Below are 16523 nucleotides of genomic sequence, written 5' to 3' on the forward strand. Positions count from 1 at the left end.
CCGCTATGAATCGTCCTGCCTCATCGTCTGACCGCTCGAACAGTTGGCCGGAGATTCCGGACCTGTTCCAGTGTCTGGTGACCCTCATTCAGCAAGTGCCCATCGGTTGTGTGACAACGTACGGTGACTTGGCCGATGCGTTGGGCGATCGTAAGGCGGCACGTTGGGTCGGCGAATTCTTGTTGTCACCGGAATGGGCCAAGCAAGTTCCTAGACATCGCGTCGTACTTGCCAACGGAGACCTGGGCCGGTTCTATGCCGAATCGGTTCAACCCGATGAGGAACCAACCATGACGGAGCAAGATGCCAAGTCGTTGCGGCTGATCGAGGAAGGAATCGAAGTTCGGGATGGTCGCGTCGACTTGGATCGCTATCGCTTCAATGACTTCGAGACTTCATCCCCGTTGACCGTTCTGCGGACCTTCCAGGAGGGTTTGCACGGGGACTTGGTTGTCGAACCGTATCCGGGAACGCCCACCGAGATCGCCGCGGTCGATCTTTCGTATGTCGGCGACGGTCGAGCCGTTGCATGTTATGCCGTCGTCGAGACGGCATGTGGTCAGCTTGTGTGGACGCACACGGTGTGTCAGCCGGTTCGATTTCCCTACATCACCGGCTACCTCGCCTTCCGAGAGGTCCCGGTGCTGCTCGAGTTGCTGAAACAAGTCAGGGCTCAGCGGCCGGTCGCCGAGGTCGTGTTCGTTGATGGCAATGGCCGACTTCATCCGAGACGAGCGGGGATCGCTTGCCAACTGGGTGTCTGGGCGGGCATCCGCACGGTTGGGGTTGGCAAGAAACTGCTCTGTGGTCGGGTGGACCAAGACAGCGTCAAGTCAGACGCTTCGCAACCAGTTATGGATGGAGACGAGCTTCTCGGCACTGCGATGCGAGCCACTGACAAGAACCGGCCCATCTTCGTCTCGCCAGGGCACCGCATCGACGTGGCGGATGCGACGCGACTGGCGAACCTGCTTTTCCACGGGCATCGTCTGCCGGAGCCTATTTTCCATGCGGATGCGATCAGTCGTCTCGAGGCGAAAAAACTTCCGTAGGGCATGTCCGATCGTATGGGGACCGTCTACAATCCCTCGCAGGGTTAGAGCGTCTTTCCCCAGGGTCGAGTCGGAACGAAACGGTTGCAGTGCTATGAGTGTCGTCAAGAGTTTCTCGGTTGAGTGCATCATCGAACCGGCGTTGGCACCCCATCGAACGCGGTTGTTGGCCCATCCGATTTACGACGCCGTTCAAGACCTGCCGTCCGTTCGCACCTTCATGCGAAGCCACGTGTTTGCGGTTTGGGATTTCATGTCCCTTCTCAAACGATTGCAAACCGAGGTCACATACACCGCCCTACCCTGGCAACCACCCGCTGATCCCTCGTTGGCTCGTTTCGTGAACGAGATCGTCCTCGGTGAAGAAACCGACGAAGATGGTCACGGTGGTTATTGCAGTCACTTCGAGCTCTATCGATCCGCGATGGACGAACTCCACGCGGACGGTGGGCCGATTGATGCTTTCTTGTCCTCAGTGAAATCGGGGACTTCCGCAGCGGATGCATTGGGCACCGTCGACATCCCTGAGGCGACCCGCGAATTCACGCTTGCGAATCTGGATGTCGCCGGGAACGCCCTACCCCATGAAGTTGCGGCGGCGTTCTGCTTCGGACGGGAAGATATCATCCCCGAGATGTTCAATCGACTGGTTCGTTCCTTGCCGTCGGAGAATCAATCGGTTCAACGACTGGCCTACTATCTTGAACGGCACATCGAACTGGACGGCGACGAACACGGACCGCTCGCCATTCGCTTGGTCACGCAACTTTGCGGACAGAACGAACAGGCATGGCAGCAAGCCACGGATGCCGCAATCGCCGCGATCGAACTTCGCATTCGATTGTGGGACGGCGTGTTGGCCGCCATTCAGGACCAGTAGTCGCCGGTCATCGGGGAAAGACGTCGCTGATATCCGTTTCACGTGAAACAGAGTTCGCAAGCGGGGCAACCATTCCAACTCGCCGACTCGGTCCGTTTCACGTGAAACACCCTAACCTGCCACCAGTTGGGAAACGCGTGGTCTTCGAACGAAAAAAGCCCGCCTCCATGGGTCAGATGGAAGCGGGCTTTCGGGCAACTTGCCAGGTGTCCGGGGTCAGCGGACAGCTCGGGTCAGCGAGCAGAAGCGGTGAGAGACAGGTCTCGTCCAGTCAAAGCGGCGGTGAGATTCGGGTCGGTCCATTCGGGCGGCGGTGAGTTTCGAGTTAGGTGGCGGTTCTCTTAGTAGTTCTTGCCGGAGCCTTTCGGTGCTTCCGGTCGTGGGCCGAAGTCGCAGGAGATGTCGTGCTGCGAGTCGCCCTCGTCTCGATGGTCGCGGAACTTGCTACCAACCAGTTGCCCTTTGCAGCCGGTGAATCCGGAGAAGGAGTAGCTTTGGTTGACGCTGCCGATCGCAGCTCCGACATCATTCAGCTCTCCATTCACGCTATTGGCAATTTCCGATAAGCCCACCACCAATCCCAGTACGAGAATCGTGGCAATCAGGATCAACTCAGCGGAGACAATGAAACCGGCTTCGTCGTTCAGCAAGGCGGTGGCGAGGTTAGTCATGGTGAAGGCTTTCTTTTGATATGAGGCAGTTGCTCGAAGTTGTTCTTGTTGTGAGCCATCGTTTGGCTGATGATTGGTTGTAAAGCAGACGGAATGCCAAACCGCGGAACTCGATCAGAAACTTGAACAACCAGTGTTTGACTCGTGTCGTAAACTCAGCGCGCCAAGAGACTTGCGGGATTGCCAGAAAATCGAATCGATGTTCAACCGGCTTAACACGGCCAAACGGCCAATGTTGCCCTTTTCCAACAGTGGATTGGCCAAAGTTCGGGCCACGCGTTTTTAGTCCATAGCGGACATCGAGTTCCGATCAATGTGGCCAAGATGCAACATGATGCCGGTTTCCCACACGGTTGAATCCGACCGGATCAGACGCGGTCAAAAAAATCCCATGAAATCTGAGCTGGGACAGTTGACTCCACGCGAGATTAATTCATAATCCCATTACGCGAGGCGTGATTACCTCCACCACGCGGGTGTAGCTCAGTTGGTAGAGCGTCTGCTTGCCATGCAGAAGGCCGAGAGTTCAAGTCTCTTCACCCGCTCTTTTTATCTACAACAAACGGCCCTTAACTGGGGGCAACCAAAAGCCGCCCGACTCCATGAGTCGAGTGGTCTTTTTTGTTTGCGCTCAGCGAGAGTCCATCGTTTTCGCCGTGCCTCTCCAGCCAGACTCGAAAATACCGGCAGTGAATCCCGGCGGTACCATTGAAAGCCAATGGGTGACTTAGCTACAGTCTGGCGAGCACTTTGAAGGAAACAGATATGAGCGATTCAGATACCCCAACGACTGACCAACCGGATGTGACGGAAACGACCGTCATTGATACCACTGCCAATCCGGATCGGTTGTCACTCGAAGTCGACATTGCCGATGCTGGCCCGTGTCGAAAACACGTCAGTGTGACCGTCCCACGAGAAGACATTGACAAGTTTTTCGAGGCTGCAACCGGTGAGTTGTTGAAGACAGCTTCGGTTCCCGGCTTCCGCCCGGGGTACGCTCCGCGGAAGTTGATCGAACGCCGGTTCCGCAAAGAGTTGGTTGATGAGGTGAAACGCAACGTGCTGTTGCAAAGCCTCGAGCAACTCGAAGAGGAAGACCAACTCGATCCAATCAATCAGCCAGACATCGATATCGAAAGTCTCGATCTGCCGGAAGAAGGCGCGTTTACCTACGACTTTGAAGTTGAGGTGCGGCCGTCTTTTGATCTTCCGGACTACTCAGGCTTCGTGATCGAACGTCCGAGTGATGACGTCTCGGATGAGGATGTGGAAAACTATCTGCAACAGTTCCTCGAACAGTTCGCGAAGTTCGAAGAGTCGGATGCGGCCGCCGAACCTGGCGACAGCGTTCGGGCGGACATCGCCTTCGAGCATGACGGGCGTCCGCTGCGGAAGAGTCCCGATCAGCGAATTCGTTTGTTGCCGACCCTGCGTTTTCATGACGCCGAAGTCGCTGCGTTTGATGAGTTGATGAAAGGGGCGAAAGTTGGCGACGTTCGCGAGACCGAGACTACGGTCAGTGAGGAAGCCAGTTCGCTCGAGATGCGTGGCGAAACCGTCGCGGTGAAATTCACTGTCCGCAAGGTCGAGCGAATGGTTCAGCCTGAATTGAACAGTGCGTTCTTTGAAGAGGTTGGCGTCGAGTCGCTTGAGAAACTCAAAGAGTTGATTCGCGGCACCCTCGAACGACAAGTGACCTACCAACAGCGGCAGCGTGTCCGTGAGCAAGTGCTCGAGAAGATCACTGAGTCCGCGGATTGGTCGTTGCCGGAAGACCTCGTTCGGAAACAGGTCGAGAATGCCATGCGTCGTGAGATTCTCGAGATGCAACAAGCCGGGTTCACGCGAACGCAGATTCAAAGCCGTGAGAATGAGTTGCGGCAAAATGCCGTCAGCACAACTCGTCAGGCGTTGAAAGAGCACTTCGTGCTCGACAAGATCGCCGAGACCGAAGGCATCGAAGTGGCTCAGTCAGAGATTGACTGGGAAATTCAGATGATGGCGATGCAGCAGGGAGAGAACGTCCGTCGGTTGCGAACCCGGATGATTCGTTCCGGCATGATGGACAACCTCGAAGCTCAGATTCGGGAGCGTAAGGCGGTCGACGTCGTGCTGGAGAAAGCCCAGTTCAAGGACGTTGACTCCGAACCGGTTGCCGAACCATCGACTGTCGAAGCCATTCCCGTGGCCGTTTGCGGTCAGTTCAATGTGCCGACGGAAGGTGGCATTCCGCAGGCTGTTGATCCCGAGTCCGCATTCCCGGGTTCGGCGTAATCTCCAAGTTCTGTCTAACTCAACCGTCCGGAAGCGGTAGTGGTCCGACAAGTGGGCTCGGTTCCAGACGAGGAAAACGAATCATTTCGCAGGAAGGACGTGTCGCGATGATGGAGCCAGATAACGGTCAATGGCCAATGCTGCCCGGTGGTGAGACGATGTCGGGAGCGGAGTCCGTCGATCGGTTCAGCCCCATGATGCGGGCCCGTGGCGACTACCAACGTCAACGGCAAATGACGATTGGCGACTTGCTGTTGGAGAACCGGATCATCTTCTTGGACGGGGTGATCAACGATCCTGTCGCCAACCTGGTTGTGATGAAGTTGCTCTACCTTCAGAGTGAGAATCGTCACCAAGACGTGCACTTGTATGTCAACTCACCGGGTGGTTCGGTGACCGCGACGATGGCGATGTACGACACGATGCAGTTTCTGGAGTGTGACATCGCCACGTACTGCGTTGGGCTGGCCGCGAGTGGTGGTGCCATCATTTTGGCCGGTGGCACCAAAGGAAAGCGGTATGCACTGCCGCATTCCAAAATGATGATTCACCAACCCTACGGTCAGGTTGGTGGGCAGGTCTCCGACATTGAGATTCAAGCGAAAGACATCATCGATACTCGTCAGACTCTCAATGAGGTCCTGGCGAGTCACACCGGACAGCCGATCGACATCATTGCACGAGACACCGATCGGGACCGTTACTTGACGGCTACCGAGGCCAAAGAGTACGGCCTTGTCGATGAGGTGCTTTCGCGATCAGATAAGAGCAAGAAAGACAGTGAATAAGAAGCGGCAGTTTGCAGACGAAAACAGGGCAAGTAATTCTGCTCGCCCTGAATAATATTTCGTTGTTGCGTTAGCCGTCTTTGTCCGCGGGCTGCCGATTCGACCCGCGTGAAATTTGTATTTCCATTCCGGCTCGGCCGGTACGGGAGGAGCCCCAGTGACCGTTCTCGTTCCTTATGTGATTGAAAAAAGTGGCCGCGAAGAGCGGGCCATGGATATTTACAGCCGGCTCCTCAAGGACCGGATTATCATCTTGGGAAGCCAAGTCAACGATCAGGTCGCCAACAGTTTGGTGGCTCAGATGTTGTTCTTGCAGTTCGAAGATGACAAAGCCGACATCCACCTTTACGTCAACTCGCCAGGTGGAGCGATCACAGCGGGTATGGCTATCTATGACACGATGCAGTACATCACTTGTGACGTGAATACCTATTGCATCGGTCAAGCGGCCAGCATGGGGGCCGTCCTGCTGACTGCCGGAGCCAGTGGGAAACGGAATGCCCTGCCGAACAGTCGAATCATGATTCACCAACCGCTCGCCGGTATGGAAGGGACTGCGGCAGAGTTGGAAATTCACGCGAAGGAAGTCCTTCGGGTCAAGCGACGAATGAACGAGATCCTCCAGAAGCACACGGGACGAGATCTGGAAGAACTCGAACGCGATACCGACCGCGATCGTTTCATGACAAGTGAAGAAGCCAAAGAGTATGGCTTGATCGACAATGTTCTCGAACACCTCGAGGTTCCGCCTCCAAGCGAAGGGTAGGCGAATCCGTCGCTGCACAATCTGCTGTTGATTGAATTTTCGAAATACGGTATCTAACCGGCGCCGAACGATCTCTCTCTCCGATTCGGCGTTCTTCGATTATGACCATTCAACCACAGACGGGCGCGACATGAGGTACGCTCTGTACGTGTTAATGCACGGACTCCTCCTGGCGTTCTGCGGATGCGCTTCACGAGGCAACGTAGAACTTTTGGAATCTGAGCTGCGGCAGCAAGAGGACCGGTACTACGCGCTGAGTCACGAACTCCAAGCGGTGCGGTCGGAATTGGAAATTGCCCGCGAAGAGGCCGAGCTGCTACGGACCCGGCAAGTCAATCATTCCGGCACCGCATTGTTACCAGAGCAGACACGTTCGTTAGTACGGATGTCTGAACTGGGCATCAGCAAGCTCTTTACCGGCGGGCTCGATCGCGATGATCAACCAGGTGATGAAGCGTTTGCTGTCTTGTTGAATCCGTTGGACGACGATGGTGAAGTCATCAAGCTGCCCGGTCAAGTGGACATGGTGCTGCTTGATTTTGCTTCCAATGAAGACGGTGAGCCAATCGGTCGTTGGAGTTTCTCCACCGAAGAAACTCGCGAGCATTGGCACGCCGGATTGTCCCAAGGTTTTCTGTTTCGACTTCCTTGGCAGCAGAGGCCGGCCGGCAGCAAACTGATCGTACACGCGCGAATGACGACTCCTGATGGACGGGACTTCCTGGCGTCTCATCCGTTTCAGATCACACCTCCGAGCGGCGCGGTTCCACCGGGAACGCAGTTGGCGTTGCCGCCAGTTCCACGCGAAAGAATGCCGCAGCAAAGTGCGGTCGTCCCAGAGCCGATGCCAACTCCGGATGCCGAGCCGAAGATTGAAGTTGCAGAAGCCGAACCGGTCTTCGATCTTTCACCACCACCCAGCAAGCTTGTGATTGACGAAGTCGAAGCCGAACCCATTCCGGACCTGCCAGCCGTCACAATGGTCGACGATCCGTCGGATTCTGAAGTCACTGAACCAATCGAAGAAGCGGAACTTGCTCCGCCGTTTCCGGTGCATTTGAACGCACTTGAAAAGGCGAAGATCCCCAGTGAACCGGTTGAGCTCCCCTTCCCTCCGATGCCGAGTGACTCGTCCGAATCAATCGGGACCGCTTCGGTGCAACTGACAGCGAGCAATCCAGAGGACGGAAAGCCCACGGCGTCTGCATCGTGGAAACCGACTTCTCAACGAGCATCCGCCGAGGAATCGTCGGCTCAGTGATGCCCGCCACCACCTTGGATTTCATGAGCTTTCGCCATGGCATCCTCGGCTTCTTGGATTCGACCGCATCGTTGGCAGATGACGGAGAGTTGGGTGTACGAGAACGGATCGTTCGGTTCCAACTCGGTCACGCGTTTGGCGTGCCGGATGGCGTCGTCGTGCTGCCCGAGACGTTGCAGGTTGACACCCAACGCCATGTGGGTCAGGACGTGTTCTTCTTGGATGTCGAGGATCTCTTTCCAACGATTGACCGCCGCTTCCAAGTCACCCGATGATTTCAAACTGTTCCCGTCATCGTACATCGCGGACACCAACGCCCGTCGGAGTTCCGCGTGTGCGGGGTCTTGTTCCAAGCCAGACTTCCAATCGGCGATGGCAGCTTGCCGATCGCCTTCGTTCAGTTTTTGTTGGCCGGATTCGTACAACTCGTTCGCGGTAGACATGGTGCAGGACCGTGGTCAAATTTGTGGGGGAAGTAATCGGATTCGACAACCATCATAGTGAGACGACCGAACGTTTCCAATGTTCGTGGCCGCCCGATCGAAAGTTGCTTCGTCGAGCCCCATTTGTAACAGACCTTCTAATTTACCTGTTTCACGTGAAACGTGGGGTTTAACTCACCTTGTCGCTGAGGAGGGAGTGGATGTAGAATTCGCAACCCAAGCTAGAGAATGCAGCCCTGACGGTTCGATGAAACTATTAATCACACTTGAACGTGTGGTGCCGATTATTCCGCCATTCATTCCGAAGACGGATTCGCGGGTTCCAGCTTCGGACGATTTTTCAGATTCACCTTTGACAAGTAGGCATTGTGATCATGGACGATCAATCAACGCAACAACCAATGCGCCGCCGCTTGGGTCGCGGCTTGAATGCTTTGCTGGGGGGCAATGAACAGGAGTCACAAACGCTCGGCCATTTGGTCGGCGACGGTGGGCCGATCGAGCCTTCTGATCCGATCGAGAAAATCTCGGTTCGTTCGGTGCCGGTGGGGCAGATCGAACGGAATCCTTATCAACCTCGAAAAGAGTTCGATAAGGAAACGCTGAATGAATTAGCTGAGAGCTTGATCACTCACGGCGTGTTGCAGCCGCTGATTGTTCGGCCGTCGAACGGCAAGTTCCAACTGATCGCCGGGGAGCGTCGTTGGCTGGCGGCGACCGAAGCCGGCATCGAGACCGTTCCTTGTCGAGTCATGGAACTGGAAGACAAGGCCGTCTGCGAAGTCGCCATTGTCGAAAACGTGCAGCGGAAGGATCTGAGTGATCTGGAAAAGGCCGAGGCGTTCCAAGGGTACCTGGATCAATTCGGTGGAACCGCCGCCGACTTGGCGAAGCAACTCGGGATGAATCGTTCGACGGTATCGAACTTCATTCGTTTGCTGAGTTTGGCCGAGCCCGTGAAGAAGGCGTTGAATTCCGGCAAGATCTCCAATGGTCATGCACGGGCCATGTTGTCTCTGGACGCGGAAGCCCAAGCCGAAGTTTGTACCCAGGTGCAACGCGAATCGTTGACGGTTCGGAAGACGGAGGAAGCGGTCAAGGAGCTCCTCGGACGGACCACGCCTACAGAGGAAAACACCAACCCCAATACCGACGCCGACGAAACACCGGACACCGTTCCTTTTTCCACTCTGGCGAACGAAGCCGCCAGTTCAGAAAACGAAAACACATCGGAGGAATCCAACGGTTCGGACGAGCCATCTGAGGAGAACGAAGGCAAGACCAACCATATTCTTTCGTTGGAATCGCAGCTTCGCGAGACGCTCGGTGCGAAGGTCGACATCCGTGTGACCGGTAAGGACGAAGGCAAAATTACCGTTCATTTCGGATCGAACGAAGAGTTCGAACGGCTCGTTCGAGCACTCCGGTCAGCAGGCGTTGATGCTCACAAAGAGGCAGCGTAGCCCAGATTGATGAATGTACGGTGAACGGCAAAAATGAGTTTCAGATAAGTTCTTGAAGTTTCCAAAGTTTCGCGGGGAGCCGGTGGAAGTCATTTCTAGCGTCTGCTAGGTTGAGTTGGTAGCTCACTATTTGCGTTCAGAACTACTGACGAAATTAAAGGATTATGGCACACCTGCATCGAATTCAATTTCCCCCCGCGGACGGAAACGAACTCAGTCAGGACGAGGCGTTTTTTTATCTCGTGGAAGAAGAGGGCAAAAGACGCCTCCGGTTTCATGACTACGATCAAATTTACCTCCGACCTGGCTTGTACGAACAGATTTTCTACGAGCGGCTCAAATGTTCTTCGCCTCAGAAAGTTGGAGAGTTGCTCCGACGCACCCTGGAAGCGAGCGACAGAGCGATCAGCGAGCTTCGAGTTTTGGACTTGGGAGCTGGCAACGGGTTGATGGGGGAGGTTCTCAAGAACTACGGAGTTGCTCGACTCATCGGAGTGGACATCATCCAAGAAGCAAAGGTGGCAACCTTCCGCGATCGTCCCGGCATCTACGACGAGTATTACGTTGCGGACTTTACGGACCTATCCGATGACTTGATCGAAGAAATCTCGGACTGGTCGATCGATTGTCTGACATCCGTTGCGGCACTTGGTTTCGGCGACATCCCCACATCCGCGTTTTTACAGGCGATGCGATTTGTCAAAACCGGCGGTTATGTGGCGTTCAACATCAAAGAGACGTTTTTGGATGAATCGGATACTTCCGGTTTCTCGCGATTCATTCGGCAGCTGATCTGGTCGGAATATTTGAAAGTCAGCCACTTGGAGCGGTATCAGCACCGACTGTCGATGGAGGGAACACCGCTCTCGTACTACGCTCTTGTGGGACAGAAGGTCGCGGAAATTCCCGACGATTTCCTTGAAAAGCACGACATTCTGTAACCGAGTGCAACGGTCAAAATCAACTGAAGAGGTCGCTGAGTCGATGAGACTGAGCGACCTCTTTGAGTTTCCGCACCACATACGATTTGTGATTGGCAACCGCTTGTTCGCTGATGCCCAAACGGGCTGCCGTTGCTTGGTTGGAAAGCCCAGCCACGAACAATAATTCGATACACATCAGACGTTCGTATTGACCGCCGGATTGCCAGGACGCGATCAAATCTCGCAGGGCGTTTGCCAGCACGGTTTCTTCAGATCGCCGCCGTTCGTGGCTCCGCATGATGCTCGATGCGTGCCGTTGTTGACCCGGCATGTCTTGTGAAAGCCCCGCCGGTGCCAACGGAATTGTCGGCCGCCGTCCTTCGCGTCGGAGGTGATCGGTCAACTTGTGAGCGGTAATCGTAAACAGCCACGACTCGATTGGTGTGGTTTCGTCGTAGTTCGGCAGACTCACAAGGAAACCAAGAAACGCTTCCTGAACGACATCTTCCGCGGAACTTCGATCGCCAAGACGACTCACGGCGAATGCCAATAATCGTCCTTCATAGCGACCGATGAGTTCGCTCCAAGCCTCGCTGCTGCCTTCCCGAATGCTTGCAATTAGGTCGGAACCGATTCGCGAATTGGTTGGAGTACTCACGTAGAATCTACCCCAATTTCCTGTCAAAGATTGGTCGCTGACGCAGAGGTTGCATCATCTGCTCCAACGCGGGTGTTGTTGAAGCCACGATTAAGTGATGGACCGAGATGATTCCACTCGATCGAGGTTCGTTGTCGACTTCTCCGCCATCGCTGATTGCACGAGACGTTCGGCGAATTGGTGATCACGCTTGCGGGTTCGCAGTTGGATGATCCCACAGTCGTGACCAGGAATGTTTCGAGCCACCCGAAGTGTTGAGACACGAATCTGAACGATGTCGAATCGCCAACCTTGCTTGAGTTCCAATTCGTCAACTTCCACTAACGGCAGCCGAACGGTTTTCAGTTCCGAACGCAACAACCCCAACGTTCGGTCGGTGAGTTCATATTCCAAAAGCAGCGACCGGCCTTCGAGTCGCAACAACCCCACGGCCTTGGCAGCACCGAGCAACAAGGGAATGGTAAATGGCAAACTGGTATTCAAAACGATTCCTTCAATCGGGGGCGTGACTCTTCTGCATTGTAACGCCAGATGCAGTCGGCGGCAGCGAAAAAAAATGGGAACCACCCTGCGATCGTGCAAGGTGATTCCCGATGTTCGCATCATCCCAAACAAATGCCAATTTAGAAGTGCAGACCTTGGACCGAATCGGTCGCGATGACGTTCAAGACTTTGAGGAAACCGAGTCCTCCGGCAATTGCGAGACTCAGCAAACCGAGCTTAAGTCGACCTCGATAATTGCCATTGGTCCGCGAGTCCACTCGCAAGTAGGTCGCCAACAAACCGAATAGAAACGTCACAAATCCAAAGGTACCCGCCACCAACCCGGCACGGGCCGAAACTAATTCTTTCTCCCATGTTGAGCGAATGTGCTTGCGAATTTCCGGATTCAATTCGACCACCCAACGCAACTGCTTGGTTTCGAAGGTCCGTCCGGAATCCGGAAGTTCATGCTCTGTTGTCATCAACGTTTCGTTGAGTACGCACTCCTTGCGAATGTCGTGTTCGGAAATCACCGGGTTCACAATTTCCGGGTACACTCTCTGCAAGTCAGTGGAAACCAATGCGACGACGGTTTCCTTCAACTCGTTTCGAGCATCTTCGGTTGTCGTATGCTGTTCACTCTCCAGAACCAGACGCCAACTGACTCGACCGTCCTCGGTCCGTTTTTGGACGTGAGCCAATTCCAGCTCCTCAATTGGTCCCCAGGTTTCGACGGGATGCACGTGCCATACGGGATCCTCTTCCCACGGCAATTGAGTTGCGGCATCGGGCCGTTCGGCTGCGGTGGTCGGAGCGAAGAACGGGAATAGTCTCGTTCCCAACACTGCCAACAAAGCCAAGACGGGACTGAGCCAAAGGAATGTCGAGGCGGACATCCGGAATGATGGTAATCTAAAACTCCGTTCTTTCAGCATCACTGTTAGGACGGAAGTCAGGCCCAACAGACACAGCACGGCAATCACGGCATGAGCTGGGTCGGACAAGACATTGCTTCGAAACCAGCCCAGTATTTCATGCAACATGGCGTTGCCCTTCCATCAGGTTAGGTCGTTCCATCGGCGGAACCCACGCAGCGGTGAGTTGGACAACACTGGAAATTGCAGCGGCCCAGGTCACGCCGAGAACGATCGGAAATCCGACCATCATTGCCCAGATCCAACCGACGAACGCTGTCAGTAGTACGGAAAGCAATCGAAACTGTTTGGGTCGAAACGTATCCGCATGCCACCACCAACGACGCCAAGCAAACAATCCGCCGAAGAAGACAGCGTAGCCCAATACGGTCGGTTGGCGAGCCGCATCGGTCAAGGTCAACCCTCGCATGCCGAGAAAAGTGGTATAGCTGCCGATCCCATCGTGGGGCGTGAAGCTGACCATCAATGATTGGTCCAGCATCCAAATCAAGGTTCCGACCATCAGCCCCGCGATCATCATCAGGCCGCGACGATGCAACGTGCCTCGATCAGAGCCTTCAACAAGTTTGCCTGCAGAGAGAACTCCCCAACTCGCAAGGATTGTTGCAGCTCCAAACAGAACCACTTCCGGCCAACCCTGAACGGTGTGAGTAATGCCAGCCAATCCGGCGGTGATCAATGCACCACAAAAACCGGCCGCGGTCAATGAGCCGGTGAGTTGCGTTAATCGCTGCTTCCAATCAATCTGCCGAGTGGTATATGGCGAGAACCCATGAGCAACTCGCCGATTCGCGCGGACTCGTCGTCGTTCCTCCCAACGTTGTGCGGCGGTCTGAGCTGCGGGACTTCGGTACTCTGCTCGAAAATGTTTTCGGTTATAAGCTTTTCGGATCGGCGTCGTCTCTGCGAAGCGGTCGGGGTCTCGACGACGCGACCGCCGTTTGGAAGAGCATGCACCGAAAAGGCACGACGAAAAATACCAGATCCCCACACCGATCATCATCGCCACCCAGACTCGCGCGGGCAGGCGGAAAAAACCACCAGGCAGGCAAACCCAAAGGACGAAGCCAATCAGGATCCACTTCCAAACACCCAGACCTTCCGTCGGGCGTTCGCCTGGCGTTGCGTAGCCGGCATATTGCCGATGCTGATGTCGCGGTGCCGACCGAGCCCCCCGATGGACGGTGGGTTGTTCAGAACTGGGAATGGGGCGAGCATTCGTGCGGCGTGCTTGATTTCCTCTGTGAAGAAAATTCTCTGCCGGAATATCGACCACGTTTTTTCCATCGATCGCTCGTTCGAATTCTTCATACAGTCGAACGGCACTCGGCGTCCGGACTTCAGGATCTTTCTCAAGTGCACGCGCAACGACCGGTCGCAATCGCGTTGGCAGTATGGAGAGATCTGGCTTTTGCGTGAGATGTTTCATGAGAATCTCAGCTTGAGATTCTCCATCGAACGGCACGTCGCCGGTTAGCATCTCATACAGCATGATGCCCAATGCGTACACATCGACTTCTTTACCGTAGCGTCCGTGTGCGACCTCCGGAGCCATATAGTAGACGGTGCCCACGCTTTCGGTCTGGGCACTCCGCTGACTCTGCGAGATGAATTTCGATAAACCAACATCTCCCAGTTTTACGGTCGAATCATCTTGGAAGACATTGGCTGGTTTGAGATCTCGATGAACGAGACCTTGATCGTGCAGATACGACAGCCCTGCTGCTAAACCAGCGAGCCAACGCTTGACCATTTCGATGGGCATGCCGCCGGGGTGTTCGCTTAAGACCGAGGCCAGAGTCGATCCCGCCACATACTCCATGATGATCCAATGTTGGCCCTGCGAATCCGTACGGACATCGTGGATGGAGACCAAGTTGGGATGGTTGAGATTCAGGCACAAGGACACGCCACGCAACTCAACATCAAGATTCTCTCGAATCAGTTTGAGTGCGACTTCTTTGCCGGCATCGCTAACGGCGTAGTACACTTCGCCAAATCCACCACGCTTGATCGCACGTTTGATCGTGTATCCATCGAGCGGGCGTGAGTCTGGGGGGTAACTATACTTCATAATTGATCTGCCTGACTTCGCCACAGGGGAGTTTGCTGACGGCAGTTGTGTCTCGTTCCGTGTGATGATCATTCAATGTCTGGTTTCGTACTCATTTGGGAATACGTTTCTCATTGAAATAGAGATCATTTCAATTCTGAAAATTCCAAGTTTTCGATCCGAATTTGAATCTCATTGGATTGATCCGTTCGCAGTGTTTGCGACTCATTCAACCGTAGGGGCCGTCTCTCATGGAATTGCGACGCCGGATGGACATCACATAGGCGATGCCATCGAAAGTCAAAATCGATGCGGGAAAGAACAATCGTTTCATTCCACTCGGGGCAGCGAATGTGGCAGTCATCGGTGGGGCCGAGCAGACATTCGCGACGCATCAAAATGCACCCATCAACACCGAGCTGAGGTCGGTGGGACGATTTCAACTTTAAGGCGGCAGATTGGCTCCATGGATGCGACTGCCGAAAGTCCAAGACAACCCCTTCTCCTAAGTCCAACTCGCCGGAATTTCGATCGAGCTGTTGAGCGGTTTCTTGTGGGGTGTGGTTCAGCCACCAAGACCAGTTTTCACTGTTCCAATGGAATGTTGCATGTTGTCGCGAGAGTGGAGCACGGATGGCAAAATCCGCGGAACTTGAACTCCCGACGGTCATTGATTCGCTTGAGCAAAGAAGAAAACCACCGACTCCATCAATCCATAGCCGTTGGTTTGTTGTTGAGTTCGTTGCCAATTGTGTTTGCTGACGACTCATGAGCAAACCCGCTCAATGCGAAAACTGAATTTGCTTTCGTGATTCGGAACACAAGGCGGCAAACAGGTGAGCTTCCACCGCTTGCCGCCTTTTGCTGTCCCGACTTGTTGGCCGGATTTTTCCGGCACTCAGTGAACTAGCGAATGTTGATCAGTTCGCCATCTTCACCTCGAACGGCTTCTTCAGCCCGACGGGCGTCGATTTCTTCGAGCACATTGCGTTTTTCAGACGCTGCTTCGATTGCCCCGAATCCTTCTGCTTCGTACTCAAGTAGTTTTTCCTGCTCAGCAACTCGTCGGTCAGCTTCATCCAGCAACTTCTGAGTTTCCTCCAGAGTAGCGTCATCTACGTAAGCACTACTGGTCTCGACTTGTTTCGCCTTGACTGTTGTTAGACGGGCTTTAATCTCCTCGATTTTTGCCTTCAACTCCACTTTCAGATCGAGAAGTGAATCGAGCTGTTTCCGCTCCGCTGCGAGTTCTTTCTGTCCACTGTTGAGAAGACTTTTCTGCGCATTCAAGGACTTTACGCTGGCGTCGTGAACGGTGAGCTGTCGGTCGAGTTTCGTCTCGACCTCATCTAAGGTGTATTTTTTGCCGCCAACTGACACAAATTGAGTTTCAGTGTCAGTAGGGATCGCTTTGCGAACATCAACAATGTTGTCCCATTGTTTCTTCACCGAAGCCGTTAATTCGTCAACATCAGCCTGAAGTCTCTCAACCTTGACATCAGCTCTGGCCACAGCAACCTTGGAACTCTTGATCTTCGGATCAAGGCTCTTGAGTTTGAAATCCAACTCTTTCAAAAGCACTTCGACCGGGATCGCTTCATCGACTTTCGTTTGGGCATAATCGACGCCCATACCCGTGATCGAGCATAGGCGGTTAAAGCCGATCAACGAGCCTGCGACGACAAATAGTGCTAAACCACCGAGGACGATTTTCTTCATCTTCTGACTCCTTGTAACCTTGCGGGACAGTTTCGACGTTGGATTACGTCGAAGATTCACTGTGTTGTTCGCTGTGGTGTTTAAAATCTTGAACAGAATTTGAGAATTTTTTGGCCGTTTTGGTAATTCAGCCGCTTTATCAACGGAAAAT

Annotated in this window: 15 protein-coding genes and 1 tRNA gene; 9 read left to right on the forward strand and 7 right to left on the reverse strand. The window is 54.3% G+C overall.

The window, feature by feature from the left end; all coding sequences use genetic code 11:
* The first annotated feature begins 5 nt into the window (after positions 1-5).
* Together G6R38_RS10065 and G6R38_RS10070 are read left to right on the forward strand one after the other, a co-directional pair.
* Positions 6-1052 carry an endonuclease V gene (locus tag G6R38_RS10065; protein ID WP_166823765.1) on the forward strand — a complete coding sequence of 349 codons (1047 nt, stop codon included), beginning with the start codon at positions 6-8 and terminating at the stop codon, positions 1050-1052.
* Positions 1053-1146: 94 nt separating this feature from the next.
* Positions 1147-1932 carry a DUF3050 domain-containing protein gene (locus tag G6R38_RS10070; protein ID WP_166823770.1) on the forward strand — a complete coding sequence of 262 codons (786 nt, stop codon included), beginning with the start codon at positions 1147-1149 and terminating at the stop codon, positions 1930-1932.
* Between the two features lie 341 nt (positions 1933-2273).
* Here the strand turns inward: G6R38_RS10070 and G6R38_RS10075 are convergent, their stop codons facing one another.
* Positions 2274-2603: a branched-chain amino acid aminotransferase gene (locus tag G6R38_RS10075; RefSeq protein ID WP_166823774.1), complete on the reverse strand. Its 330-nt coding sequence runs from the start codon at positions 2601-2603 to the stop codon at positions 2274-2276.
* Between the two features lie 472 nt (positions 2604-3075).
* Between G6R38_RS10075 and G6R38_RS10080 the strand changes: the two genes are divergently transcribed.
* The 5 genes from G6R38_RS10080 to G6R38_RS10100 all read left to right on the forward strand — a co-directional run bounded on the left by G6R38_RS10080 (position 3076) and on the right by G6R38_RS10100 (position 7695).
* Positions 3076-3148, forward strand: a tRNA-Gly gene (locus G6R38_RS10080).
* 220 nt (positions 3149-3368) lie between these two features.
* Positions 3369-4880: a trigger factor gene (tig, locus tag G6R38_RS10085; RefSeq protein WP_166823777.1), complete on the forward strand. Its 1512-nt coding sequence runs from the start codon at positions 3369-3371 to the stop codon at positions 4878-4880.
* 158 nt (positions 4881-5038) lie between these two features.
* Complete coding sequence (locus G6R38_RS10090; RefSeq protein WP_166824208.1) at positions 5039-5668, forward strand: ClpP family protease; 630 nt, start codon at positions 5039-5041, stop codon at positions 5666-5668.
* Positions 5669-5825: 157 nt separating this feature from the next.
* A complete protein-coding gene (clpP, locus tag G6R38_RS10095; RefSeq protein ID WP_166823780.1) occupies positions 5826-6434 on the forward strand; it encodes an ATP-dependent Clp endopeptidase proteolytic subunit ClpP in 609 nt (202 codons plus the stop codon).
* A gap of 130 nt (positions 6435-6564) precedes the next feature.
* Positions 6565-7695: a hypothetical protein gene (locus tag G6R38_RS10100; protein ID WP_166823783.1), complete on the forward strand. Its 1131-nt coding sequence runs from the start codon at positions 6565-6567 to the stop codon at positions 7693-7695.
* Here the strand turns inward: G6R38_RS10100 and G6R38_RS10105 are convergent.
* On the reverse strand, positions 7689-8138 hold the full coding sequence (locus G6R38_RS10105; protein WP_166823786.1) for a tetratricopeptide repeat protein: 450 nt from the start codon (positions 8136-8138) through the stop codon (positions 7689-7691). The genes G6R38_RS10100 and G6R38_RS10105 overlap by 7 nt on opposite strands.
* A 401-nt stretch (positions 8139-8539) precedes the next feature.
* On the opposite strand from G6R38_RS10105, the gene G6R38_RS10110 reads away from it, so the two are divergent.
* Positions 8540-9601, forward strand: a complete 1062-nt coding sequence (locus G6R38_RS10110) for a ParB/RepB/Spo0J family partition protein (protein ID WP_240928143.1) — start codon at positions 8540-8542, stop codon at positions 9599-9601.
* 164 nt (positions 9602-9765) lie between these two features.
* Positions 9766-10542: a class I SAM-dependent DNA methyltransferase gene (locus G6R38_RS10115; protein WP_166823792.1), complete on the forward strand. Its 777-nt coding sequence runs from the start codon at positions 9766-9768 to the stop codon at positions 10540-10542.
* Between the two features lie 19 nt (positions 10543-10561).
* On the opposite strand, the gene G6R38_RS10120 is transcribed toward G6R38_RS10115, so the two are convergent.
* From G6R38_RS10120 to G6R38_RS10140, 5 genes are all read right to left on the reverse strand, one after another.
* Positions 10562-11182, reverse strand: a complete 621-nt coding sequence (locus G6R38_RS10120) for an RNA polymerase sigma factor (RefSeq protein WP_166823795.1) — start codon at positions 11180-11182, stop codon at positions 10562-10564.
* A gap of 90 nt (positions 11183-11272) precedes the next feature.
* The gene (locus G6R38_RS10125) at positions 11273-11665 is read right to left on the reverse strand and encodes a hypothetical protein (RefSeq protein WP_166823798.1); all 393 of its coding nucleotides are present in this window, start codon (positions 11663-11665) and stop codon (positions 11273-11275) included.
* Between the two features lie 140 nt (positions 11666-11805).
* Positions 11806-12708 (reverse strand): hypothetical protein, encoded by a 903-nt coding sequence (locus tag G6R38_RS10130; RefSeq protein WP_166823801.1) that lies wholly within the window; start codon positions 12706-12708, stop codon positions 11806-11808.
* A complete protein-coding gene (locus G6R38_RS10135) occupies positions 12698-14674 on the reverse strand; it encodes a serine/threonine-protein kinase (RefSeq protein ID WP_206028529.1) in 1977 nt (658 codons plus the stop codon). Before G6R38_RS10135 ends, G6R38_RS10130 begins: the two co-directional genes overlap by 11 nt.
* Positions 14675-15559: 885 nt before the next feature.
* Positions 15560-16372, reverse strand: coding sequence for a coiled-coil domain-containing protein (locus G6R38_RS10140; RefSeq protein ID WP_166823807.1), 813 nt, complete (start codon positions 16370-16372; stop codon positions 15560-15562).
* Positions 16373-16523 lie beyond the last annotated feature (151 nt).

Origin of the sequence: Thalassoroseus pseudoceratinae (genome assembly GCF_011634775.1) — a bacterium.
Classification (GTDB): domain Bacteria; phylum Planctomycetota; class Planctomycetia; order Planctomycetales; family Planctomycetaceae; genus Thalassoroseus; species Thalassoroseus pseudoceratinae.